At 61.8% G+C, this 17,329-nt stretch carries 19 protein-coding genes; 5 read left to right on the forward strand and 14 right to left on the reverse strand.

From position 1 onward, the window contains the following. From ACP7A2_RS23205 to recR, 4 genes are all read left to right on the forward strand, one after another. On the forward strand, window positions 1-1,705 hold a 1,705-nt coding region (locus ACP7A2_RS23205), incomplete at its 5' end, for a DNA polymerase III subunit gamma/tau C-terminal domain-containing protein (RefSeq protein ID WP_426136118.1). A 44-nt stretch (window positions 1,706-1,749) separates the two neighbouring features. Then, complete coding sequence (locus ACP7A2_RS23210) at window positions 1,750-2,088, forward strand: YbaB/EbfC family nucleoid-associated protein (RefSeq protein WP_078738519.1); 339 nt, start codon at window positions 1,750-1,752, stop codon at window positions 2,086-2,088. 133 nt (window positions 2,089-2,221) lie between these two features. Further along, a complete protein-coding gene (locus ACP7A2_RS23215; protein ID WP_426136119.1) occupies window positions 2,222-3,256 on the forward strand; it encodes an NADP-dependent oxidoreductase in 1,035 nt (344 codons plus the stop codon). A 65-nt stretch (window positions 3,257-3,321) separates the two neighbouring features. Further along, complete coding sequence (gene recR / locus ACP7A2_RS23220; RefSeq protein WP_348059925.1) at window positions 3,322-3,924, forward strand: recombination mediator RecR; 603 nt, start codon at window positions 3,322-3,324, stop codon at window positions 3,922-3,924. A 161-nt stretch (window positions 3,925-4,085) separates the two neighbouring features. Here the strand turns inward: recR and ACP7A2_RS23225 are convergent, their stop codons facing one another. Continuing rightward, window positions 4,086-4,634 (reverse strand): adenine phosphoribosyltransferase, encoded by a 549-nt coding sequence (locus ACP7A2_RS23225; RefSeq protein ID WP_426136120.1) that lies wholly within the window; start codon window positions 4,632-4,634, stop codon window positions 4,086-4,088. An 80-nt stretch (window positions 4,635-4,714) separates the two neighbouring features. Beyond that, on the reverse strand, window positions 4,715-5,449 hold the full coding sequence (gene fnr, locus ACP7A2_RS23230; protein WP_426136121.1) for a fumarate/nitrate reduction transcriptional regulator Fnr: 735 nt from the start codon (window positions 5,447-5,449) through the stop codon (window positions 4,715-4,717). 153 nt (window positions 5,450-5,602) lie between these two features. Between fnr and ACP7A2_RS23235 the strand changes: the two genes are divergently transcribed. After that, window positions 5,603-6,073 (forward strand): hypothetical protein, encoded by a 471-nt coding sequence (locus ACP7A2_RS23235; protein ID WP_426136122.1) that lies wholly within the window; start codon window positions 5,603-5,605, stop codon window positions 6,071-6,073. 7 nt (window positions 6,074-6,080) lie between these two features. Here ACP7A2_RS23235 and hemN read toward each other — a convergent pair whose 3' ends face one another. The 12 genes from hemN to ccoN form a co-directional block, all read right to left on the reverse strand. Beyond that, window positions 6,081-7,463 carry an oxygen-independent coproporphyrinogen III oxidase gene (gene hemN, locus ACP7A2_RS23240; RefSeq protein ID WP_348059933.1) on the reverse strand — a complete coding sequence of 461 codons (1,383 nt, stop codon included), beginning with the start codon at window positions 7,461-7,463 and terminating at the stop codon, window positions 6,081-6,083. Window positions 7,464-7,669: 206 nt separating this feature from the next. Further along, the gene (locus ACP7A2_RS23245) at window positions 7,670-8,353 is read right to left on the reverse strand and encodes a sulfite exporter TauE/SafE family protein (protein WP_426136123.1); all 684 of its coding nucleotides are present in this window, start codon (window positions 8,351-8,353) and stop codon (window positions 7,670-7,672) included. Further along, a complete protein-coding gene (gene ccoS, locus ACP7A2_RS23250; protein WP_017735332.1) occupies window positions 8,346-8,558 on the reverse strand; it encodes a cbb3-type cytochrome oxidase assembly protein CcoS in 213 nt (70 codons plus the stop codon). Before ccoS ends, ACP7A2_RS23245 begins: the two co-directional genes overlap by 8 nt. A 22-nt stretch (window positions 8,559-8,580) precedes the next feature. Next, on the reverse strand, window positions 8,581-11,025 hold the full coding sequence (locus tag ACP7A2_RS23255; RefSeq protein WP_426136124.1) for a heavy metal translocating P-type ATPase: 2,445 nt from the start codon (window positions 11,023-11,025) through the stop codon (window positions 8,581-8,583). A 117-nt stretch (window positions 11,026-11,142) separates the two neighbouring features. Then, window positions 11,143-11,682 (reverse strand): FixH family protein, encoded by a 540-nt coding sequence (locus ACP7A2_RS23260; RefSeq protein WP_426136125.1) that lies wholly within the window; start codon window positions 11,680-11,682, stop codon window positions 11,143-11,145. A 32-nt stretch (window positions 11,683-11,714) separates the two neighbouring features. Beyond that, entirely contained in the window at window positions 11,715-13,118 is a 1,404-nt protein-coding gene (ccoG, locus tag ACP7A2_RS23265) for a cytochrome c oxidase accessory protein CcoG (RefSeq protein ID WP_426136126.1), read from the reverse strand. A 174-nt stretch (window positions 13,119-13,292) separates the two neighbouring features. Then, window positions 13,293-13,703 carry a type II toxin-antitoxin system VapC family toxin gene (locus ACP7A2_RS23270; protein ID WP_426136128.1) on the reverse strand — a complete coding sequence of 137 codons (411 nt, stop codon included), beginning with the start codon at window positions 13,701-13,703 and terminating at the stop codon, window positions 13,293-13,295. Further along, window positions 13,703-13,957 (reverse strand): type II toxin-antitoxin system Phd/YefM family antitoxin, encoded by a 255-nt coding sequence (locus tag ACP7A2_RS23275; RefSeq protein WP_426136129.1) that lies wholly within the window; start codon window positions 13,955-13,957, stop codon window positions 13,703-13,705. The genes ACP7A2_RS23270 and ACP7A2_RS23275 overlap by 1 nt, the downstream gene beginning before the upstream one ends. A 162-nt stretch (window positions 13,958-14,119) precedes the next feature. Then, entirely contained in the window at window positions 14,120-15,100 is a 981-nt protein-coding gene (ccoP, locus tag ACP7A2_RS23280) for a cytochrome-c oxidase, cbb3-type subunit III (protein ID WP_426136130.1), read from the reverse strand. Then, window positions 15,097-15,282 (reverse strand): cbb3-type cytochrome oxidase subunit 3, encoded by a 186-nt coding sequence (locus ACP7A2_RS23285; RefSeq protein WP_348059946.1) that lies wholly within the window; start codon window positions 15,280-15,282, stop codon window positions 15,097-15,099. Before ACP7A2_RS23285 ends, ccoP begins: the two co-directional genes overlap by 4 nt. Window positions 15,283-15,287: 5 nt before the next feature. Continuing rightward, window positions 15,288-15,896, reverse strand: a complete 609-nt coding sequence (gene ccoO / locus ACP7A2_RS23290) for a cytochrome-c oxidase, cbb3-type subunit II (protein WP_348059948.1) — start codon at window positions 15,894-15,896, stop codon at window positions 15,288-15,290. Beyond that, window positions 15,896-17,329: cytochrome-c oxidase, cbb3-type subunit I (ccoN, locus tag ACP7A2_RS23295; RefSeq protein WP_426136131.1), on the reverse strand; the 1,434-nt coding region annotated here is incomplete at its 5' end. The genes ccoO and ccoN, both read right to left, overlap by 1 nt.

Here is a 17,329-nt window from a genome sequence, read left to right on the forward strand (position 1 = left end):
CGGCCGCTTCAAGGTCTACCTGATCGACGAAGTGCACATGCTCTCCAGCCATTCCTTCAACGCCCTGTTGAAAACCCTGGAAGAGCCGCCGCCCTACGTCAAATTCATCCTGGCCACCACCGACCCGCAGAAGCTTCCTGCAACGATTCTGTCGCGGTGCCTGCAGTTCTCTCTGAAAAACATGACCCCCGAGCGCGTGGTCGAGCATTTGACCCACGTGCTGGGCGTCGAGAATGTACCGTTCGAAGACGACGCGCTGTGGCTGCTCGGCCGCGCCGCCGATGGCTCGATGCGCGACGCCATGAGCCTTACCGACCAGGCCATCGCCTTTGGTGAAGGCAAGGTCATGGCCGCCGACGTGCGCGCCATGCTCGGTACGCTCGACCACGGCCAAGTATTCGATGTGCTGCACGCGCTGATCGAAGGCGACGCCAGGGCGTTGCTCGAAGCCGTGCGCCACTTGTCGGAGCAAGGCCCGGACTGGAACGGCGTGCTCTCGGAAATCCTAAACGTGCTGCACCGCGTCGCCATCGCCCAGGCCTTGCCTGAGGGCGTCGACAACGGGCATGGCGACCGCGACCGCGTGTTGGCCCTGGCTCAGGCGTTGCCGGCCGAAGATGTGCAGTTTTATTACCAGATGGGCCTGATCGGCCGCCGGGATTTGCCCCTGGCGCCGGACCCGCGCGGCGGCTTTGAAATGGTCCTGCTGCGAATGCTCGCCTTCCGGCCCGCGGACTCGGCAGATGCGCCGAGACAGCCGCTAAAGCCAGTGGGGATCAGCCAGGCCACAGTTGATTCCGCCAAACCAGTGGCTGGCGCGGCAGTTGTCGCGCCAGTAGTGGCTGCGCCTGCACCGGTTGCTCCGGCGCCTGAGCCTGTGCTGGCCGCGCCCGTGGCCGAGCCGCAAGCGGTGGAGGAGCCTGCGCCGGCCCCGGCCCCGGTGGTCGATTTGCCGTGGAATGACCCCGTAGAGGCCGAAGCCGAGTTGCAGCCGTTTGTTGAGCCTGTGCTCGAGACTATCGGCGAGCAGCCCGATTTGACGCCGATGCCCACGCCGACGCCGGACAGTGTGGTGCCCGCCGCGCCTGAGTGGGTCGCAGCGCCCGTGCCAGAGCCGACCGTTGCCCAAGTCGACGCCGCCACGCCGGGCATCGATCTGGACGACGAGCCGCCGCTGGACGAAGACTATATCGAGCCGGACATGGATTCGGCCTACAGCTACCTGGACGAATTGGCCAGCGAACACACGGCAGAGCCAGCCCCCGAGCCCGAAGCGGAACCCGCTGCGGCCCCGGCAACCGGCCTGGCCCTGCAATGGCTGGAGTTGTTCCCGAAGCTGCCGATTTCCGGCATGACCGGCAGCATCGCCGCCAACTGCACCCTGATCTCCATAGAGGGCGACCACTGGCTGCTGCACCTGGACCCGGCCCACAGCGCCCTGTTCAACGCGACCCAGCAGCGCCGCCTCAACGACGCGCTGAACCAGTACCATGGGCGCACGCTGACCATCGCCATCGAACTGATCAAGCCCGAGCAGGAAACCCCGGCCCAGGCCGCGACCCGCCGGCGCATTCACCGCCAGAAGGACGCCGAGGACTCGATCCACGCCGATCCGCTGATCCAGCAAATGATGCAACAGTTTGGTGCGGTGGTCCGTCACGATACTATTGAACCTGTCGACGCCCCGGTGCCCCAAGCGTCATGACACCGGGCTACTAACTTGATCCACGTACTTTTGAGGTGATTCCCATGATGAAAGGTGGCATGGCCGGCCTGATGAAGCAGGCGCAGCAGATGCAGGAAAAAATGGCCAAGATGCAGGAAGAACTGGCCAACGCCGAAGTCACCGGTAAAGCCGGGGGCGATATGGTCAGCGTGGTGATGACCGGTCGTCACGACATCAAGCGTGTGAGCATCGACCCAAGCGTACTGCCAGGTGCGAGTGAAGATGACCTGGAAATGCTTGAAGCGTTGTTCGCTGCGGCCGTCAACGACGCCGTGCGCAAGATCGAAGCCAACAGCCAGGACAAAATGTCTGGCGTGACCGCTGGCATGCAACTGCCGCCGGGCATGAAGATGCCGTTCTGATCGTCGAGCCAAGGGCTAGACTCAAATGCCAGGCCATGTGCCTGGCATTTTTGTTTGTGTTGATCCAATCGAACCCTCGCCCGGCATACGGGGTCTGCACCCTGTACCGATGAATTCGCTAAAGGAGCCTCTGATGCCTCAAGAACCGATTCTGAACCAGCGCATTGTCCTGGTTTCCCGCCCGCAAGGCGCGCCGACCCCGGAGAACTTCCGCCTGGAGCGCGTTAACCTGCCGGAGCTGGCAGACGGCCAAGTGCTGTTGAAAACCCTGTATTTGTCCCTCGACCCCTATATGCGTGGGCGTATGAGTGACGCGCCGTCCTACGCCGCACCGGTGGAAATCGACGAAGTGATGACCGGCGGTGCTGTCAGCCGTATCGAGCAATCGCGTAATCCGAAATTTGAAGTGGGCGACCTGGTAGTCGGTTCTACCGGCTGGCAGAGCCACAGCATTTCCGACGGTCGCAACCTGATCCCGGTACCGAATGGGCTTGCCAGCCCGTCGATGGCCTTGGGCGTATTGGGCATGCCGGGCATGACCGCCTACATGGGCCTGATGGACATTGGCCAGCCCCAGGCCGGGGAAACCCTGGTGGTGGCTGCAGCCTCTGGTGCAGTGGGCTCGGTGGTGGGGCAAGTGGCCAAGCTCAAGGGCTTGCGCGTGGTCGGCATCGCCGGTGGGGCCGACAAGTGCCGCTACGTCGTCGATGAGCTGGGCTTTGATGCCTGTGTTGACCACAAGAGCGATGACTTCGCCAACGAACTGGCCCAGGCGTGCGCCAAAGGCGTGGATATCTATTTTGAAAACGTCGGCGGCAAGGTGTTCGACGCGGTGCTGCCATTGCTCAACGCCAAGGCGCGTATTCCGCTGTGCGGGCTGATCGCCGGTTACAACGCCCACGAAGCGCCCAGCGGCCCGGACCGTTTGCCGGCATTGCAACGCACCTTGTTGACCAAGCGCGTGCGCATCCAGGGTTTCATCGTGTTTGACGACTATGGCGATCGCCAGCCTGAATTCCTCAGCGCCATGGCGCCGTGGGTGCGGGACGGCAAGATCAAGTTCCGCGAAGACGTGGTCGACGGCCTGGAGCAGGCGCCTGAAGCCTTTATCGGTTTGCTGGAGGGGCGCAACTTCGGCAAGTTGGTGGTGCGCGTCGCACAGGATTGAGCATTTGACGCTAATCCGGGGCGCGGGTATAAACCGCGTCTCGTTGTTTTGTCGGACCTTTCCCCATGAGCTTCAGCCCCCTGATTCGCCAACTGATCGACGCCCTGCGCACTTTGCCGGGCGTGGGCCAGAAAACCGCCCAGCGCATGGCCTTGCAGCTGCTGGAGCGTGATCGCAGCGGTGGTACCCGCTTGGCCCAGGCCCTGAGCCAGGCCATGACCGGTGTGGGCCACTGCCGCCAATGCCGCACCCTCACCGAAGAAGACCTGTGCCCGCAATGCGCCGACGTGCGCCGCGACGACACGCTGCTGTGCGTGGTGGAAGGGCCGATGGATGTGTACGCGGTGGAGCAGACCGGCTACCGAGGGCGCTACTTCGTGCTCAAGGGGCATTTGTCGCCACTGGACGGCCTGGGGCCGGAAGCCATCGGCATTCCGCAATTGGTGACGCGCATTGAAGAGCAGGGCACGTTTATTGAGGTGATCCTGGCGACCAACCCGACGGTGGAAGGCGAGGCGACGGCGCATTACATTGCCCAACTGTTGAGCAACAAAGGCTTGATCACTTCGCGCATCGCCCATGGCGTGCCGCTGGGTGGCGAGCTGGAGCTGGTCGATGGCGGGACGCTGGCGCATTCGTTCGCGGGCCGCAAGCCGATCGCCCTTTAAACACACCGCTGACCTTAACTCTGCGGTGATGCCATCGCAGGCAAGCCAGCTCCCACACAAGCCAGCTCCCACATGTTGAATGCATTCACACATTCAACATGTGGGAGCTGGCTTGCCTGCGATAAGGCCGGCCCAGACACCACACGCCTCAGTTCAAACTGTTACCGCTCAGTCAACGCAAACTGCGTCAAACAAAACGTGGGAATCCCCATGTCCTGCAAGCGCTGCGAGCCACCCAGTTCCGGCAAGTCAATAATCGCCGCTGCTTCAAAAATCCTCGCGCCCATGCGCCGCACCAGGTTCGCCGCAGCAATCAGGGTGCCACCGGTGGCGATCAGGTCATCAAACATCAGCACCGAATCGCCCTCACACAGGCTGTCGGCATGCACTTCCAGGAAGGCTTCGCCGTACTCCGTCTGATAACCCTCAGACAGCACGTCCGCCGGCAGCTTGCCTTGCTTGCGGAACAGAATCAGCGGCTTGTTCAACTGGTAGGCGATGATCGAACCGATCAGAAAGCCCCGCGCGTCCATCGCGCCGATATGGGTGAAGTCGGCTTCGACATAGCGCTGGGCAAAGCTGTCGGCCACCAGGCGCAGGGCGCGGGGCGATTGGAACAGCGGCGTGATATCGCGAAAGATCACCCCAGGCTTGGGGAAGTCGATGACAGGGCGGATCAGGGATTTGATGTCGAACGAATCGAAGGTCATCGTCGAAGAGTCCTGGGGTAGAAAGCGGACTCGAAGTATACCTGCGGCCTCGCCGATTGGCTCGGCCGCAAGCGTCTGGATCAGCCGTCGAGGGTGCCGCCAGCCAATGCACACAATTGAATCGGATCGAGGATATGCACCTCTTTGCCTTCGGCGGCAATCAGCGCGTTCTGCTGGAAGCGGGTAAATACACGGGACACGGTTTCCACCGCGAGGCCCAGGTAATTGCCGACTTCGTTGCGTGACATGCTCAGGCGGAATTGGTTGGCCGAGAACCCGCGTGCACGGAAACGTGCGGACAGGTTGACCAGGAAGGTGGCAATTCGCTCGTCGGCGGTTTTCTTCGACAGCAACAGCATCATCTGCTGGTCGTCACGAATTTCGCGGCTCATCACACGCATCAGTTGGCGACGCAGTTGTGGCAATTGCAGCGACAATTCGTCCAGGCGTTCGAAGGGGATTTCGCACACCGACGTCGTCTCCAGGGCCTGGGCCGACACCGGGTGAATCTCGGTGTCCATGCCGGACAGCCCGACCAATTCGCTGGGCAGGTGGAAACCGGTGATTTGTTCTTCGCCGCTGTCGCTCAGGCTGAATGTCTTCAACGCTCCCGAACGCACTGCATAGACGGAGTCAAACTTGTCGCCCTGGCGAAACAGAAACTCGCCTTTTTTCAGCGGGCGGCCGCGTTTAACAATGTCGTCCAGCGCATCCATGTCTTCCAAATTCAGCGAAAGTGGCAGGCAGAGGGGGGCCAGGCTGCAATCCTTGCAATGAGCCTGACTGTGAGCGCGCAGTTTAACTGGCTCGGACATTTCTTAAATCCTTGTGGGAAAACACACATAAGACGTAAGGGTAACGCACCGGGGGGTATCAGACCAGCATGTACAAAAAACCGCCAACGGTATAAAGCTATGTGTATCGATGCCGATACACAGGTAAATCTCTAATGAGCTGGAGCTCAGGTCATGTCGGTAACCCCTCTTAATAACCCCGTTATTACCACGAAGGCTGTGCCGGTCTTGAAGATCTCCGATTTGCTTGAGGGCAAAACGGTCTACGACAAACCTGCTGCTCCGCCCACGCCGGGTGAAGGGGTGGTGGTAACGATATCCGGGGCGGCGCTTAAAGCGGCTCAAGGCAGCAGCAACCCCAACAAAGACATCGACGACAGTGGCTTGAAAGACAACATCAAGCAGTTGCTGAAAATGATCCGCGAGCTCAGGAAACAGCTCGCCGAGAAGATGGCTCAGTTGTCTGCGGCCATGAATGACACCGCCTTGAGCCCGGAAGCCCGCCAAGCCAAGGTCGCGGGTTTGCAGGGTGATATCGCTTCGATCCAGGCCGGGTTGATGACGGCTCAGACGCAACTGGCCAAGTCGCTCAAAGATGAGACGCCTGCGGCGAATGTGGAAGCCATGAGCCTGCTGGCGAAGTAATTCAGGCTCAGATCACTCGGGAAAAACGTTGCCTGTTCTGGTGCTCCAGGTAGGCGTCGAACACCATGCACACCGAACGCACCAGCAAGCGCCCGGCCGGCAGCACGCGAATGCCTTTGGCATCCAGTTCGATCAGACCGTCTGCGGCCATCGTCTCCAGTTGCGGCCATACGTCGTCGAAATACCCACGAAAGTCGATATTAAAAGCCTGCTCGATGCCCTCGAACGCCAGGCTGAAATTACAGATCAACTGCTGAATCACTTCTCGCCGTAATCGATCATCCGTGGTGCACACCAAGCCACGGCTGGTGGCCAGTTGCGCGCCTGCGAGGGCGTTCTGGTAGTGATTGAGGTCGCTGCTGTTCTGGCAGTACAGGTCGCCAATCTGGCTGATCGCCGAGACGCCCAGCCCGATCAAATCGCAATGCCCATGGGTGGTGTAGCCCTGGAAATTACGCTGCAACCGACCGTCTTCCTGGGCCACGGCCAGTTCGTCATCCGGCAGCGCGAAGTGGTCCATGCCGATGTAGCGGTAACCGGCGCGGGTCAACTGTTCAATGGTGGTTTGCAACATCAGCAACTTCGCCGCCGGGGTGGGCAGGTCATCGCCGTTGATGCGCCGCTGGGGCATGAAACGCTCCGGCAAGTGCGCATAGTTGAACACCGACAGGCGATCGGGTTGCAGTTGGATGACTTCCTCCACCGTGCGCGCAAAATTCAGCGGTGACTGCTTGGGCAGCCCGTAGATCAGGTCGATATTGATCGAGCGAAATTGCAGGGTGCGCGCCGCATCAATCACCGCACGGGTTTCTTCCAGGCTTTGCAGGCGATTCACCGCACGTTGCACGTCGGGGTCGAGGTCTTGCAGGCCAATGCTCACGCGGTTGAAGCCCAGTTCACGCAGCAGGCCCATGGTCGCCCAGTCGGCTTCGCGCGGGTCGATTTCGATGCCATAGTCGCCGGAATCATCGTCGAGCAAATTGAAGTGCTGGCGCAAGCACGTCATCACCTGGCGCAACTCGTCGTGGCTGAGAAAGGTTGGGGTGCCGCCGCCGAAGTGCAATTGCTCCACCGGCTGTTTGGGGTCGAGGTGGCAGGCCACCAGCTGAATCTCCTGCTCCAGGCGTTGCAGGTAAGCCTGGGCGCGGCCACGGTCCTTGGTGATGACCTTGTTGCAGGCGCAGTAGTAACAAATGTTGGCGCAGAACGGCACATGCACGTACAGCGACAACGGCCGCACGGCCTTGCGACTTTCGCGCAGGGCGTGAAGCAGGTCGAAGCTGCCGACCTGGCTGTCGAATTGTACGGCGGTGGGGTAGGACGTATAACGCGGCCCCGCCAGGTCGTAGCGGTGAATCAGATCAGTGTCCCAACGAATGGCGTCGAGCATGCGGGCGTTCCCCGGATTGGCTAGTGGGCCGAGTCTAGGGGCGAGCCGTACCTGGCATGTTGATTTGCATCAACGGGGAGCGGCGCTATGCCACAGGCCAATTTAATGGCCAACCCTGGAACTCAAGTGAGTCAGAGACAGGATGGGCACCCAGGACCCCGTGGCGAGCGGGCTTGCCACACTGTCAGGCCCTGAAAGGGCTGGATTCAATGGCCCATCAGCCAGTGTTGGTGAGGCCCTGGCAACGTCCATAAGCCGAAGAGGATCACCAGCAATCCACCGGCCACCCGCACGCTGCGTTTACGGAGCATGGCCGTGATGCGTTCGGCCGCCAAACCGGTTGCCAGCAACACAGGCCAGGTGCCCAGACCAAAGGCCAGCATCAACAGCGCACTGTTCCACGCATTGCCCTGGCTCGCCGCCCACAGCAAGGTGCTGTAGACCAACCCGCACGGCAACCAGCCCCACAGCGCGCCCAGCAGCAAGGCGCGCGGCAGGCTGGACACCGGCAGCAGACGGTTGGCGACGGGCTGTATGTAACGCCACAGGCCGCGCCCGAGGCTTTCAATACGCGTGAGGCCGCTCCACCAACCCGCCAGGTACAGGCCCATGCAAATCAACAGCACGCCGGCGAGCACGCGCATGAACATCGCCGCCGGGCTGTTGGCCACCGCCCAGCCCGCCAGGCCAATCAACACCCCGGCGGCGGCGTAGCTGAGGATGCGCCCCAGGTTGTACGCCAGCAGCAAGCGAAACCTGCGGCTGCGTTGCTCCTTGGGAATCGCCAGGGTCAACGCGCCCATCAGCCCGCCGCACATGCCCAGGCAGTGCCCGCCGCCGAGCAGGCCGAGGATCAATGCGGAGATCAGCAGTGGCGCCAGTTCAAGCATGGGGCGGGTCTTTGGGCGGTTGCTCGGGGCCGTTGGCTTCGTCGACGGCGGCCAAGTGGTTCGGGTCCTGGTCGTCGAACAGCACGCTGTGGGCCGGGCCGTCGAGGTCGTCGTACTGGCCGCTGTCCACCGCCCAGAAGAAGATGTAGATGGCCACGCCAACCAACAACAGCGCCGCCGGAATCATCACGTAGAGAGCTGGCATCTGTACTCCATGCCCGCGCGGCTCAGGCCGGCAGCGGGCGGGTTACCAAAGGGGCGCTGGCGGCCTGCGCACTCGGCAGGCGAGTCAGGCGCAGGGCGTTGAGCACCACGGTCAACGAACTGAGGGACATGCCGATCGCCGCCCATATCGGCGTGATCCAACCCAGGGCAGCAAAGGGCAGCATAAGGCCATTGTACAGCCCGGCCCACAGCAGGTTTTCGATGATGACCCGCCGCGTGCGTCGCGCCAGGGTAAAGGCGTGCACCAGGGCCTCCAGGCGGTTGGACAATAACACCGCGTCGGCGCTGGTTTTCGCCAGGTCGGTGGCCGAACCCATGGCCACGCTGATGTCGGCGGCGGCGAGTACGGGCACATCGTTGACACCGTCGCCAAGCATCAGCACCTTGCGGCCTTCCTTGTGCAAACGTTGCAACACCTGCAGCTTGTCGTCGGGGCGCAGGCCACCGTGGGCTTCGTCGATACCCAATTCGGCAGCTACGCTGGCGACCATCGGCGAGGTGTCGCCCGACAGCAGCAACGTGCGCCAGCCGCGCGCCTTGCATGCCGCCAGCAAAGCCTTGGCATCGCTGCGCAGGCGGTCGTCCAGTACGAACCAGGCGAGGGCGCCGTCACGGTCGCCGAGCAGCAGCCATTGCCCGGCTTCGTCGGGTGGCGTGGGAATCGCGCAGCCGCTCAGCGCGCAGACGTAGTCAGGCCTGCCGATGCGCAGCAGGCGCTCGCCCACGCGGCCTTCCAGGCCCAAACCGGGTGAGCTGAGGACCTCATCAGCGGCCAGGGGCGCGCGCCCGAATGCGCGAGCTATCGGGTGCTCGGAGCGGTTTTCGAGGGCGGCGGCGAGGCCAAGGCAGTCATCGCTGTTCAGTGCGCCCAGCGAGCGGATCGCTCTGAGCGCCAATCGGCCTTCAGTCAGGGTGCCGGTTTTGTCGAAGATCACCGTGTCGATCTGGTTCAAACCTTCCAGCACATGGCCGCGCGTTAGCAGCAGCCCGAGTTTATGCAGGGAACCGGTGGCGGCGGTGAGGGCGGTCGGGGTGGCCAGGGACAGCGCGCACGGGCAGGTCGCCACCAGCATGGCCAGGACGATCCAGAACGCCCGCGATGAATCCAGCTCCCACCACACCAGGCCGATCACCGCCGCCGCGATAAGTGAACACAACAGGAAACCCTGCGCCGCGCGGTCGGCGATCTGAGCCAGGCGTGGTTTCTCGGCCTGGGCGCGCTCCAGCAGGCGCACGATGGCAGACAGTCGCGTGTCATGGCCCAAGGCGCGGACCTTAACGGTGAGCGCGCCTTCGACGTTGAGCGTGCCCGCTGTGACGCTGTCGCCGATGTGCCGAGGTTGCGGCAGGTATTCACCGGTGAGCAGCGATTCGTCGATGCTCGATTGGCCATCAAGCACCACGCCATCTGCTGGCAGCACTGCGCCGGGGTGCACCAGCACGCGATCACCCAGTGCCAGTTCGCTCAGCAGGATCCGTTCGCTGTGCCCGTCACCTTTGAGGCGCAGGCACGAGGCGGGCAGTAAGTTGACCAACTGCGCGGTGGCCGCCGCCGTGCGCTCACGGGCGCGGCGCTCCAGGTAGCGACCGGCCAGCAGGAACAGCGCGAACATGCCGACGGCGTCGAAATACAGCTCGCCGGTGCCGGTGATTGCGGTCCAGATGCCTGCCAGATAGGCGCCGCCAATCGCCAGCGACACGGAAACATCCATGGTCAGGTGACGCGTGCGCAGGTCGCGCAGGGCGCCTTTGAAAAACGGCGCGCAGCTGTAGAACACAATCGGTGTTGTCAGGAACATCGCGACCCAGCGCAGGATCACGTGCAGTTCCGGGCTCAGGTCGATATTGAATTCCGGCCAGGTGGCCATGGTTGCCATCATCGCCTGGAACCACAGCAAACCGGCCACGCCCAGTTGGCGCAGGGCCAGGCGGTTTTCGCCGGCCAGTTGCTCGGCGGCGCGATCGGCCTGGTAGGGGTGGGCGGCATAGCCGATATGGCGCAGCTCGGCGAGCAGTTGGCTCAATGGCAATTGCCCGTCGGCCCACTGCACGTGCAGGCGATGGTTGGACAGGTTCAACCGTGCCTCGGCCACGGCAGGCAGCGCGCGCAGGTGTTTTTCGATCAGCCAGCCACAGGCGGCGCAGCTGATGCCTTCCATCAAGAGGGTGGTTTCGGCGAGTTCACCGTCGTGACGTACGAACGGTTTTTGCACGTCGGCGCGGTCGTACAGTGCCAGTTCGTCGACCAACTGCACGGGCAACGTGTCGGGGTTGGCCGAGGCTTCGCTGCGGTGTTGGTAATAGGTTTCCAGGCCGCCGGCCACGATCGCTTCGGCCACCGCCTGGCACCCCGGGCAGCAGAGTTCGCGGCGCTCGCCCAGGATGACTGCCGTGAAGCGACTGCCGGATGGGACGGGCAGGGCGCAGTGGTAGCAGGGGATGGTCATGGGTTGGAATCTATAGTGGCTGGGAGGGCCTCATCGCGGGCAAGCCTGGCTCCCACAGGGAATGCATTGCAAAAATGTGGGAGCGGGCTGGCCCGCGATGCGCGCAGAGCAGGCTGTTTACTTTTTCAGGTCTTCGGCGCCCTGCAGCGGTTCATCACCCAGCAGCAAGTCCTTGTCATGGCTGACCTGTTCCTCTTCGAACAGGCGCCAGGTCCGGTCGCCTTCCACACCAAGCAACTCCACGAAGCGTCGGCCTTCGACCTTGTCGGTGACCTGGCCGATGTAGCGGCCCGGTTCGCTGTCGCTGCGGGCCAGGTTGATCTTGCGATCCTTCTCCGGCTGGGTCGGCGAAATCAGATTCAGCTCCAGGGTGGTCGGGTTGCTGTTGCCGGTCAGATTAACTTCGACTTCACCGGTCAACTCATCCAGATGCACCCTGGCGCGCAGTTGCAGCGTCTGGGCCAGCAACTCGCGGTCAAGCGAGCGGTTGATGCCTTTGCCGGCCTCGTAGTAGTTGTCGTTGACCAGGTTGTCGGGGTTGTTCACCGCGATGGTCACCATGGACAAGGTCAAGGTCACCGAGCAGGCCAGGATCCCGATGATGATCCAGGGCCAAAGGTGCTTGTACCAAGGGCTTGCGGCAGTTGCTGCGTGCATTGTTCAGCTCTCTTGTTAACGGAGTTTTCTGTTTAACGAACCTGGGGCCCGATAAATCGGCTCTTGGCTTCAATGTGGACACTGGCGTCATCGGCGTCCTTGAGGATGAAGGTGACCTCGTTGGTACTCGACGGCAATTGCTCCGGCGCGCTGGACAGTTCCACCGGCATGCTGAAGATTTCCCCGGCGGCCACTTTGATTTCGCGGCGGCCCTGCAGCTTGAGGTCCGGCAGGCCGGCGGCATCGAGCACGTAGGTGTGGTCGCGCTGGTCTTTGTTCATGATCTTCAGGCTGTAGACGTTTTCGATGCGGCCTTCGGCGTTTTCACGGTACAGCACGCGGTCTTTGCTGACGTCGAAACCCACCAGTGAGCGCATGAAAAATGCGCCGGCCAGCAGGCCCATCATCGCCAGCAATACCAGCGCGTAGCCGATCAGGCGCGGGCGCAATTTATGGGTTTTCTGCCCTGACAAGTTGTGTTCGGTGGTGTAGCTGATCAGGCCGCGCGGGTACTCCATCTTGTCCATGATGGTGTCGCAGGCGTCGATGCACGCCGCGCAGCCAATGCACTCGATTTGCAGGCCGTCGCGGATGTCGATACCGGTCGGGCATACCTGCACGCACATCGTGCAATCGATGCAATCGCCCAGGCCCTGGGCCTTGTAGTCGACACCTTTTTTACGCGGGCCACGCAGTTCGCCGCGGCGTGGGTCGTAGGAGACGATCAAGGTGTCTTTGTCGAACATCACGCTCTGAAAGCGCGCGTAAGGGCACATGTAGATGCACACCTGTTCGCGCAGCCAGCCGGCATTGCCGTAGGTGGCGAGGGTGAAAAAGCCGACCCAGAAATAGGACCAGCCATCCGCCTGGCCGGTGAAGAAATCGAGCACCAGCTCGCGGATCGGCGAGAAGTAGCCGACGAAGGTCAGGCCGGTGACGAAACCGATCAACAGCCACAGCGTGTGCTTGCTGAGTTTGCGCAGGAATTTGTTGGCGCCCATCGGCGCCTTGTCGAGCTTGATGCGTTGGTTGCGGTCGCCTTCAGTGACTTTTTCGCACCACATGAAGATCCACGTCCACACACTTTGCGGGCAGGTGTAACCGCACCACACGCGACCGGCGTACACCGTGATGAAGAACAGGCCAAAGGCCGCAACAATAAGAATGCCCGAGAGCAGAATGAAATCCTGGGGCCAGAAGGTCGCGCCGAAAATGAAGAACTTGCGCTCCGGCAGGTTCCACCAGACGGCTTGGTGGCCACCCCAATTCAGCCACACGGTGCCGAAGTAGAGCAGGAACAAACCGGCGCCACCGAGCATGCGCAAGTTGCGGAACAGGCCGGTGAAGGCGCGGGTGTAGATTTTCTCTCGCGAGGCGTAGAGGTCGACGGTTTTGGCAGGCGGGGTAACGTCGTGTACCGGTATTTGGTCGCTCATCATTGCATCCCACGGCGGTGGAGATTTGCCTCGGCCAGTACGTGCCAGTCGGGGTCAAAATAGGGGTATTGCAGTGTTCTAATGATACGCCCCCGATAGTGGTGAACGGGGGCGACCTACGTGATCTGGATCAATGGACTTGGCAAGTATGGACGGTTTTCGCGGGCAAGCCGGTCATTCGTCCCAGGGATTGATTAACGCGACACCGCTGGATTTGAAGTCGTTGACGTTACGCGTGACGACGGTGAGCCCATGAACCAACGCGGTGGCGGCAATCAATGCGTCACTTTCGTTGGCCTGGTCGGGCACGTGCAGGTGGGCGCAGCGCATCGCAACGGCGGCATCAACCGGCAGTATTCGAGCATCGAACGCCGGCATCACGTGGCGCTTGAGCCAGGTTCGCAATAATTTTCCCTGCGCCGGGTCTCGGCGCTCCATGCGCAGCACGCCTGTTTCCAATTCCTTCACCGTAATCGCCGATATAAACAGGCGCGAAGCGATGACGCTTTTGGCCCAGGCGATGACGTTCTTGTTTGCCTGGGGTTTACGAAGTTCCGAGATGACGTTGGTGTCGAGCAGATACATCAAGAGAGGTCCACGGGTCGATGAGTGATCACGGCGCGTTCGGTTTCGAAGTCGATGCCGGCCGTTTCCGGCATCACCAACAGGTCAACAATGTCGGCATTGAGGCCAGTCAGTTTTTGGTAGTCCTCAATGCTTAGCAGTACATGGGCAGGCTTGCCGCGATCGGTGATAAAAACCGGCCCCTGGCGGGCGGCTTTTTTGGCACCACTTGTGTCTTGATTGAATTCGCGGCTGGAAATAGTGGTGATGGTCATGGGGAGGGCCCCTTCGTCGGACTGAATGTAGTTACGTTACTACTTGGCGTGAATGGTGGGCAAGCTTGAGGCTACGGGCGGTCATCTGCCCGCCTGTTTAACATCACACGAAAAAAAAGCCCCGTCAGCTTTAGCCGCGCGGGGCCTTTTAGTGTGTGCGGGTTACTCCTGTTCTTCAGCCTGCTTGTCCCCATGGGAAAGGCTGTACACATACGCCGCGAGCAAGTGCACCTTGTCGTTGCCCTGCAATTGCTCCTGCGCAGGCATCTGGCCCTGGCGGCCGTAACGGATGGTCTGTTGCAGTTGCGCGAAACTCGAGCCGTAGATGAATGCGCCGGGGTGGGTCAGGTCGGGCGCGCCCATTGCCGGGGTGCCTTTACCGGCCGGGCCGTGGCACGCCACGCAGTTGGCGGCGAAGAGTTTCGCGCCGTTGGCCACGTCAGCCTTGGCACCTTCCGGCAGTTTGCGTCCGTCGAGGTTGGTCACCACAAACGCCGAGACGTCAGCCACGCCTTGCTCACCAATGACTTCAGCCCAGGCCGGCATCACCGCGTGGCGGCCTTTCATGATGGTTTCCTTGATGGTCGCCGGCTCGCCGCCCCAGCGCCAATCGGCGTCGGTCAGGTTGGGAAAGCCGTAGGCGCCCTTGGCGTCGGAACCGTGGCACACCGAGCAGTTTGAGGCGAACAGGCGGCCGCCCATTTTCAGGGCTTGCGGGTCTTTGGCGACGTCTTCAATCGGCATCGAGGCGAACTTGGCGAAGATCGGACCGAACCTGGCGTCCGACCGGGCCATTTCCTTTTCCCACTCGTGCACGCCGGTCCAGCCGGACTTGCCGTTGGCAAATGGGGTTTGCTTGTCGTTGTCGAGGTAGTTGTAGCCCGGCAGCAAGCCTTTCCAGTTGCCCAGGCCTGGGTACAGCGCGAGGTAGCCGAGGGCAAAGATGATGGTGCCGACGAACAGCATGAACCACCATTTTGGCAGCGGGTTGTCGTACTCCTCGATGCCATCGAACGAGTGGCCGACGGTCTCGTCCGTTTGCTCGCTGCGTTGCCCCCGACGGGTCGACAACAGCAGCCAGGTCAGGGCGAAAATGGTACCCAGACTGAGGACTGTGACGTACAGACTCCAGAACGTAGTCATTCTTTATTACTCCTAGAAGCTCTCTCGACGTGCTTGATGGCTTCGGGATCATCCGCGAAGGGCAGCATGGTTGCGTCGTCAAACTCCGACTTGCGGCGGGGGCTGAACACCCACAACGCCAGGCCGATAAAGGCCACCATCACCACAACGGTGCCCAGGCCTCGAATCATCCCGATATCCATGAAGATCACCGTTTGCTTTTGATGAGGGTGCCCAGGCCCTGCAGGTAGGCCACCAATGCGTCCATTTCGGTCTTGCCTTTCACGGCAGCCGCGGCACCGGCGATGTCTTCATCGGTGTAGGGCACGCCCAAGGTGCGCAGGACTTCGAGTTTCTTCGCGGTGTCCTTGCCGTCGAGCTTGTTTTCCACAAGGAACGGGTACGCCGGCATTTTCGACTCGGGCACCACGTTGCGCGGGTTGTACAAGTGCGCGCGGTGCCAGTCATCGGAATAGCGCGCGCCGACGCGAGCCAGGTCCGGCCCGGTGCGCTTGGAACCCCACAGGAACGGGTGGTCCCATACGCTTTCGCCGGCCACCGAGTAGTGGCCGTAGCGTTCGGTTTCGGCGCGGAACGGGCGGATCATCTGCGAGTGGCAACCCACGCAGCCGTTGGCGATGTAAACGTCACGGCCCTCAACTTCAAGGGCGGTGCGCGGCTTCATGCCCTCGACCGGCTTGTTGGTCACGTCCTGGAAAAACAGCGGAACGATTTGGGTCAGGCCGCCGATGCTCACGGCGATGACCATGAAGAAGGCCAGCAGGCCGATATTCTTCTCGACTACTTCGTGCTTCATCAGTGGGCTCCCACGACGGCGATCTTGGCGGCGGCTTCGGCTTCTTCAGGGTCGCAGGCACGCACGGTGCGCCAGACGTTGTAGGCCATGAGGAACATGCCGCTGGCAAAGAAAGCACCGCCCAGCGCACGGACGATGTAGCCCGGATGGCTGGCTTGCAGCGCTTCGACGAAGGAGTAGGTGAGGGTGCCGTCATCGTTGATCGCGCGCCACATCAGGCCCTGAGTGATGCCGTTGACCCACATCGAGGCGATGTAGAGCACGGTGCCGATGGTGGCCAGCCAGAAGTGCGCGTTGATCAGGCCGACGCTGTGCATCTGCGCCCGGCCGAACAGTTTCGGGATCATGTGGTACAGCGCGCCGATGGAAATCATCGCCACCCAACCCAGTGCCCCGGCGTGCACGTGGCCGATGGTCCAGTCGGTGTAGTGGGACAGGGAGTTGACGGTCTTGATCGCCATCATCGGGCCTTCGAAGGTCGACATGCCGTAAAACGCCAGCGATACCACGAGGAAACGCAGGATCGGGTCGGTGCGCAACTTATGCCAGGCGCCCGAGAGGGTCATCATGCCGTTGATCATGCCGCCCCAGCTGGGCGCCAGCAGGATGATCGACATGGCCATGCCCAGCGACTGTGCCCAGTCGGGCAAGGCGGTGTAGTGCAGGTGGTGCGGGCCGGCCCAGATGTACAGGGTGATCAGCGCCCAGAAGTGCACGATGGACAGGCGATAGGAATAGATCGGACGTTCGGCCTGTTTCGGCACGAAGTAATACATCATCCCCAGAAAGCCGGTGGTGAGGAAGAAGCCCACGGCGTTGTGGCCGTACCACCACTGGATCATCGCGTCCGTCGCCCCGGCGTAGGCCGAGTAGGACTTGAACCAGCTCACGGGCAACGAAGCGTGGTTGACGATGTGCAGCATCGCCGTCACCAGGATGAAGGCACCGTAGAACCAGTTGCCCACGTAAATGTGCTTGGTCTTGCGCTTGACGATGGTGCCGAAGAACACCAAGGCGTAAGTCACCCACACAATGGCCAGCAAAATGGCGATCGGCCATTCCAGCTCGGCGTATTCCTTGGTGGTGGTGTAGCCCAGGGGCAGGGTGATGATGGCGCCGAGAATCACGGCTTGCCAGCCCCAGAAGGTGAAAGCGGCGAGGCCATCGGAGATCAGTCGCGTCTGGCAGGTTCGCTGCACGACATAGTAGGAGGTGGCAAACAATGCACATCCGCCGAAGGCGAAAATCACCAGGTTGGTGTGCAGCGGGCGCAGGCGACCGAAGGTCGTCCATGGCAAGCCGAAATTCAATTCCGGCCAAACCAGTTGCGAGGCGATGAACACCCCGAGCCCCATGCCAAGGATCCCCCAGACCACCGTCATGATGGCGAACTGGCGGACTACCTTATAGTTATAAGCAGTCGGACTGATTGC

The sequence above is a fragment of the Pseudomonas sp. PWP3-1b2 genome, from assembly GCF_049896045.1.
Taxonomy (GTDB): Bacteria; Pseudomonadota; Gammaproteobacteria; order Pseudomonadales; family Pseudomonadaceae; genus Aquipseudomonas; species Aquipseudomonas antarctica_B.

Bases quoted from the DNA above. Each gene is read 5' to 3' on its own strand.
- ACP7A2_RS23210 (WP_078738519.1), top strand. From the start codon at position 1,750: ATGATGAAAGGTGGCATGGCCGGCCTGATGAAGCAGGCGCAGCAGATG.
- ACP7A2_RS23215 (WP_426136119.1), top strand. From the start codon at position 2,222: ATGCCTCAAGAACCGATTCTGAACCAGCGCATTGTCCTGGTTTCCCGC.
- recR (WP_348059925.1), top strand. From the start codon at position 3,322: ATGAGCTTCAGCCCCCTGATTCGCCAACTGATCGACGCCCTGCGCACT.
- ACP7A2_RS23225 (WP_426136120.1), bottom strand. From the start codon at position 4,634: ATGACCTTCGATTCGTTCGACATCAAATCCCTGATCCGCCCTGTCATC.
- fnr (WP_426136121.1), bottom strand. From the start codon at position 5,449: ATGTCCGAGCCAGTTAAACTGCGCGCTCACAGTCAGGCTCATTGCAAG.
- ACP7A2_RS23235 (WP_426136122.1), top strand. From the start codon at position 5,603: ATGTCGGTAACCCCTCTTAATAACCCCGTTATTACCACGAAGGCTGTG.
- hemN (WP_348059933.1), bottom strand. From the start codon at position 7,463: ATGCTCGACGCCATTCGTTGGGACACTGATCTGATTCACCGCTACGAC.
- ACP7A2_RS23245 (WP_426136123.1), bottom strand. From the start codon at position 8,353: ATGCTTGAACTGGCGCCACTGCTGATCTCCGCATTGATCCTCGGCCTG.
- ccoS (WP_017735332.1), bottom strand. From the start codon at position 8,558: ATGCCAGCTCTCTACGTGATGATTCCGGCGGCGCTGTTGTTGGTTGGC.
- ACP7A2_RS23255 (WP_426136124.1), bottom strand. From the start codon at position 11,025: ATGACCATCCCCTGCTACCACTGCGCCCTGCCCGTCCCATCCGGCAGT.
- ACP7A2_RS23260 (WP_426136125.1), bottom strand. From the start codon at position 11,682: ATGCACGCAGCAACTGCCGCAAGCCCTTGGTACAAGCACCTTTGGCCC.
- ccoG (WP_426136126.1), bottom strand. From the start codon at position 13,118: ATGAGCGACCAAATACCGGTACACGACGTTACCCCGCCTGCCAAAACC.
- ACP7A2_RS23270 (WP_426136128.1), bottom strand. From the start codon at position 13,703: ATGTATCTGCTCGACACCAACGTCATCTCGGAACTTCGTAAACCCCAG.
- ACP7A2_RS23275 (WP_426136129.1), bottom strand. From the start codon at position 13,957: ATGACCATCACCACTATTTCCAGCCGCGAATTCAATCAAGACACAAGT.
- ccoP (WP_426136130.1), bottom strand. From the start codon at position 15,100: ATGACTACGTTCTGGAGTCTGTACGTCACAGTCCTCAGTCTGGGTACC.
- ACP7A2_RS23285 (WP_348059946.1), bottom strand. From the start codon at position 15,282: ATGGATATCGGGATGATTCGAGGCCTGGGCACCGTTGTGGTGATGGTG.
- ccoO (WP_348059948.1), bottom strand. From the start codon at position 15,896: ATGAAGCACGAAGTAGTCGAGAAGAATATCGGCCTGCTGGCCTTCTTC.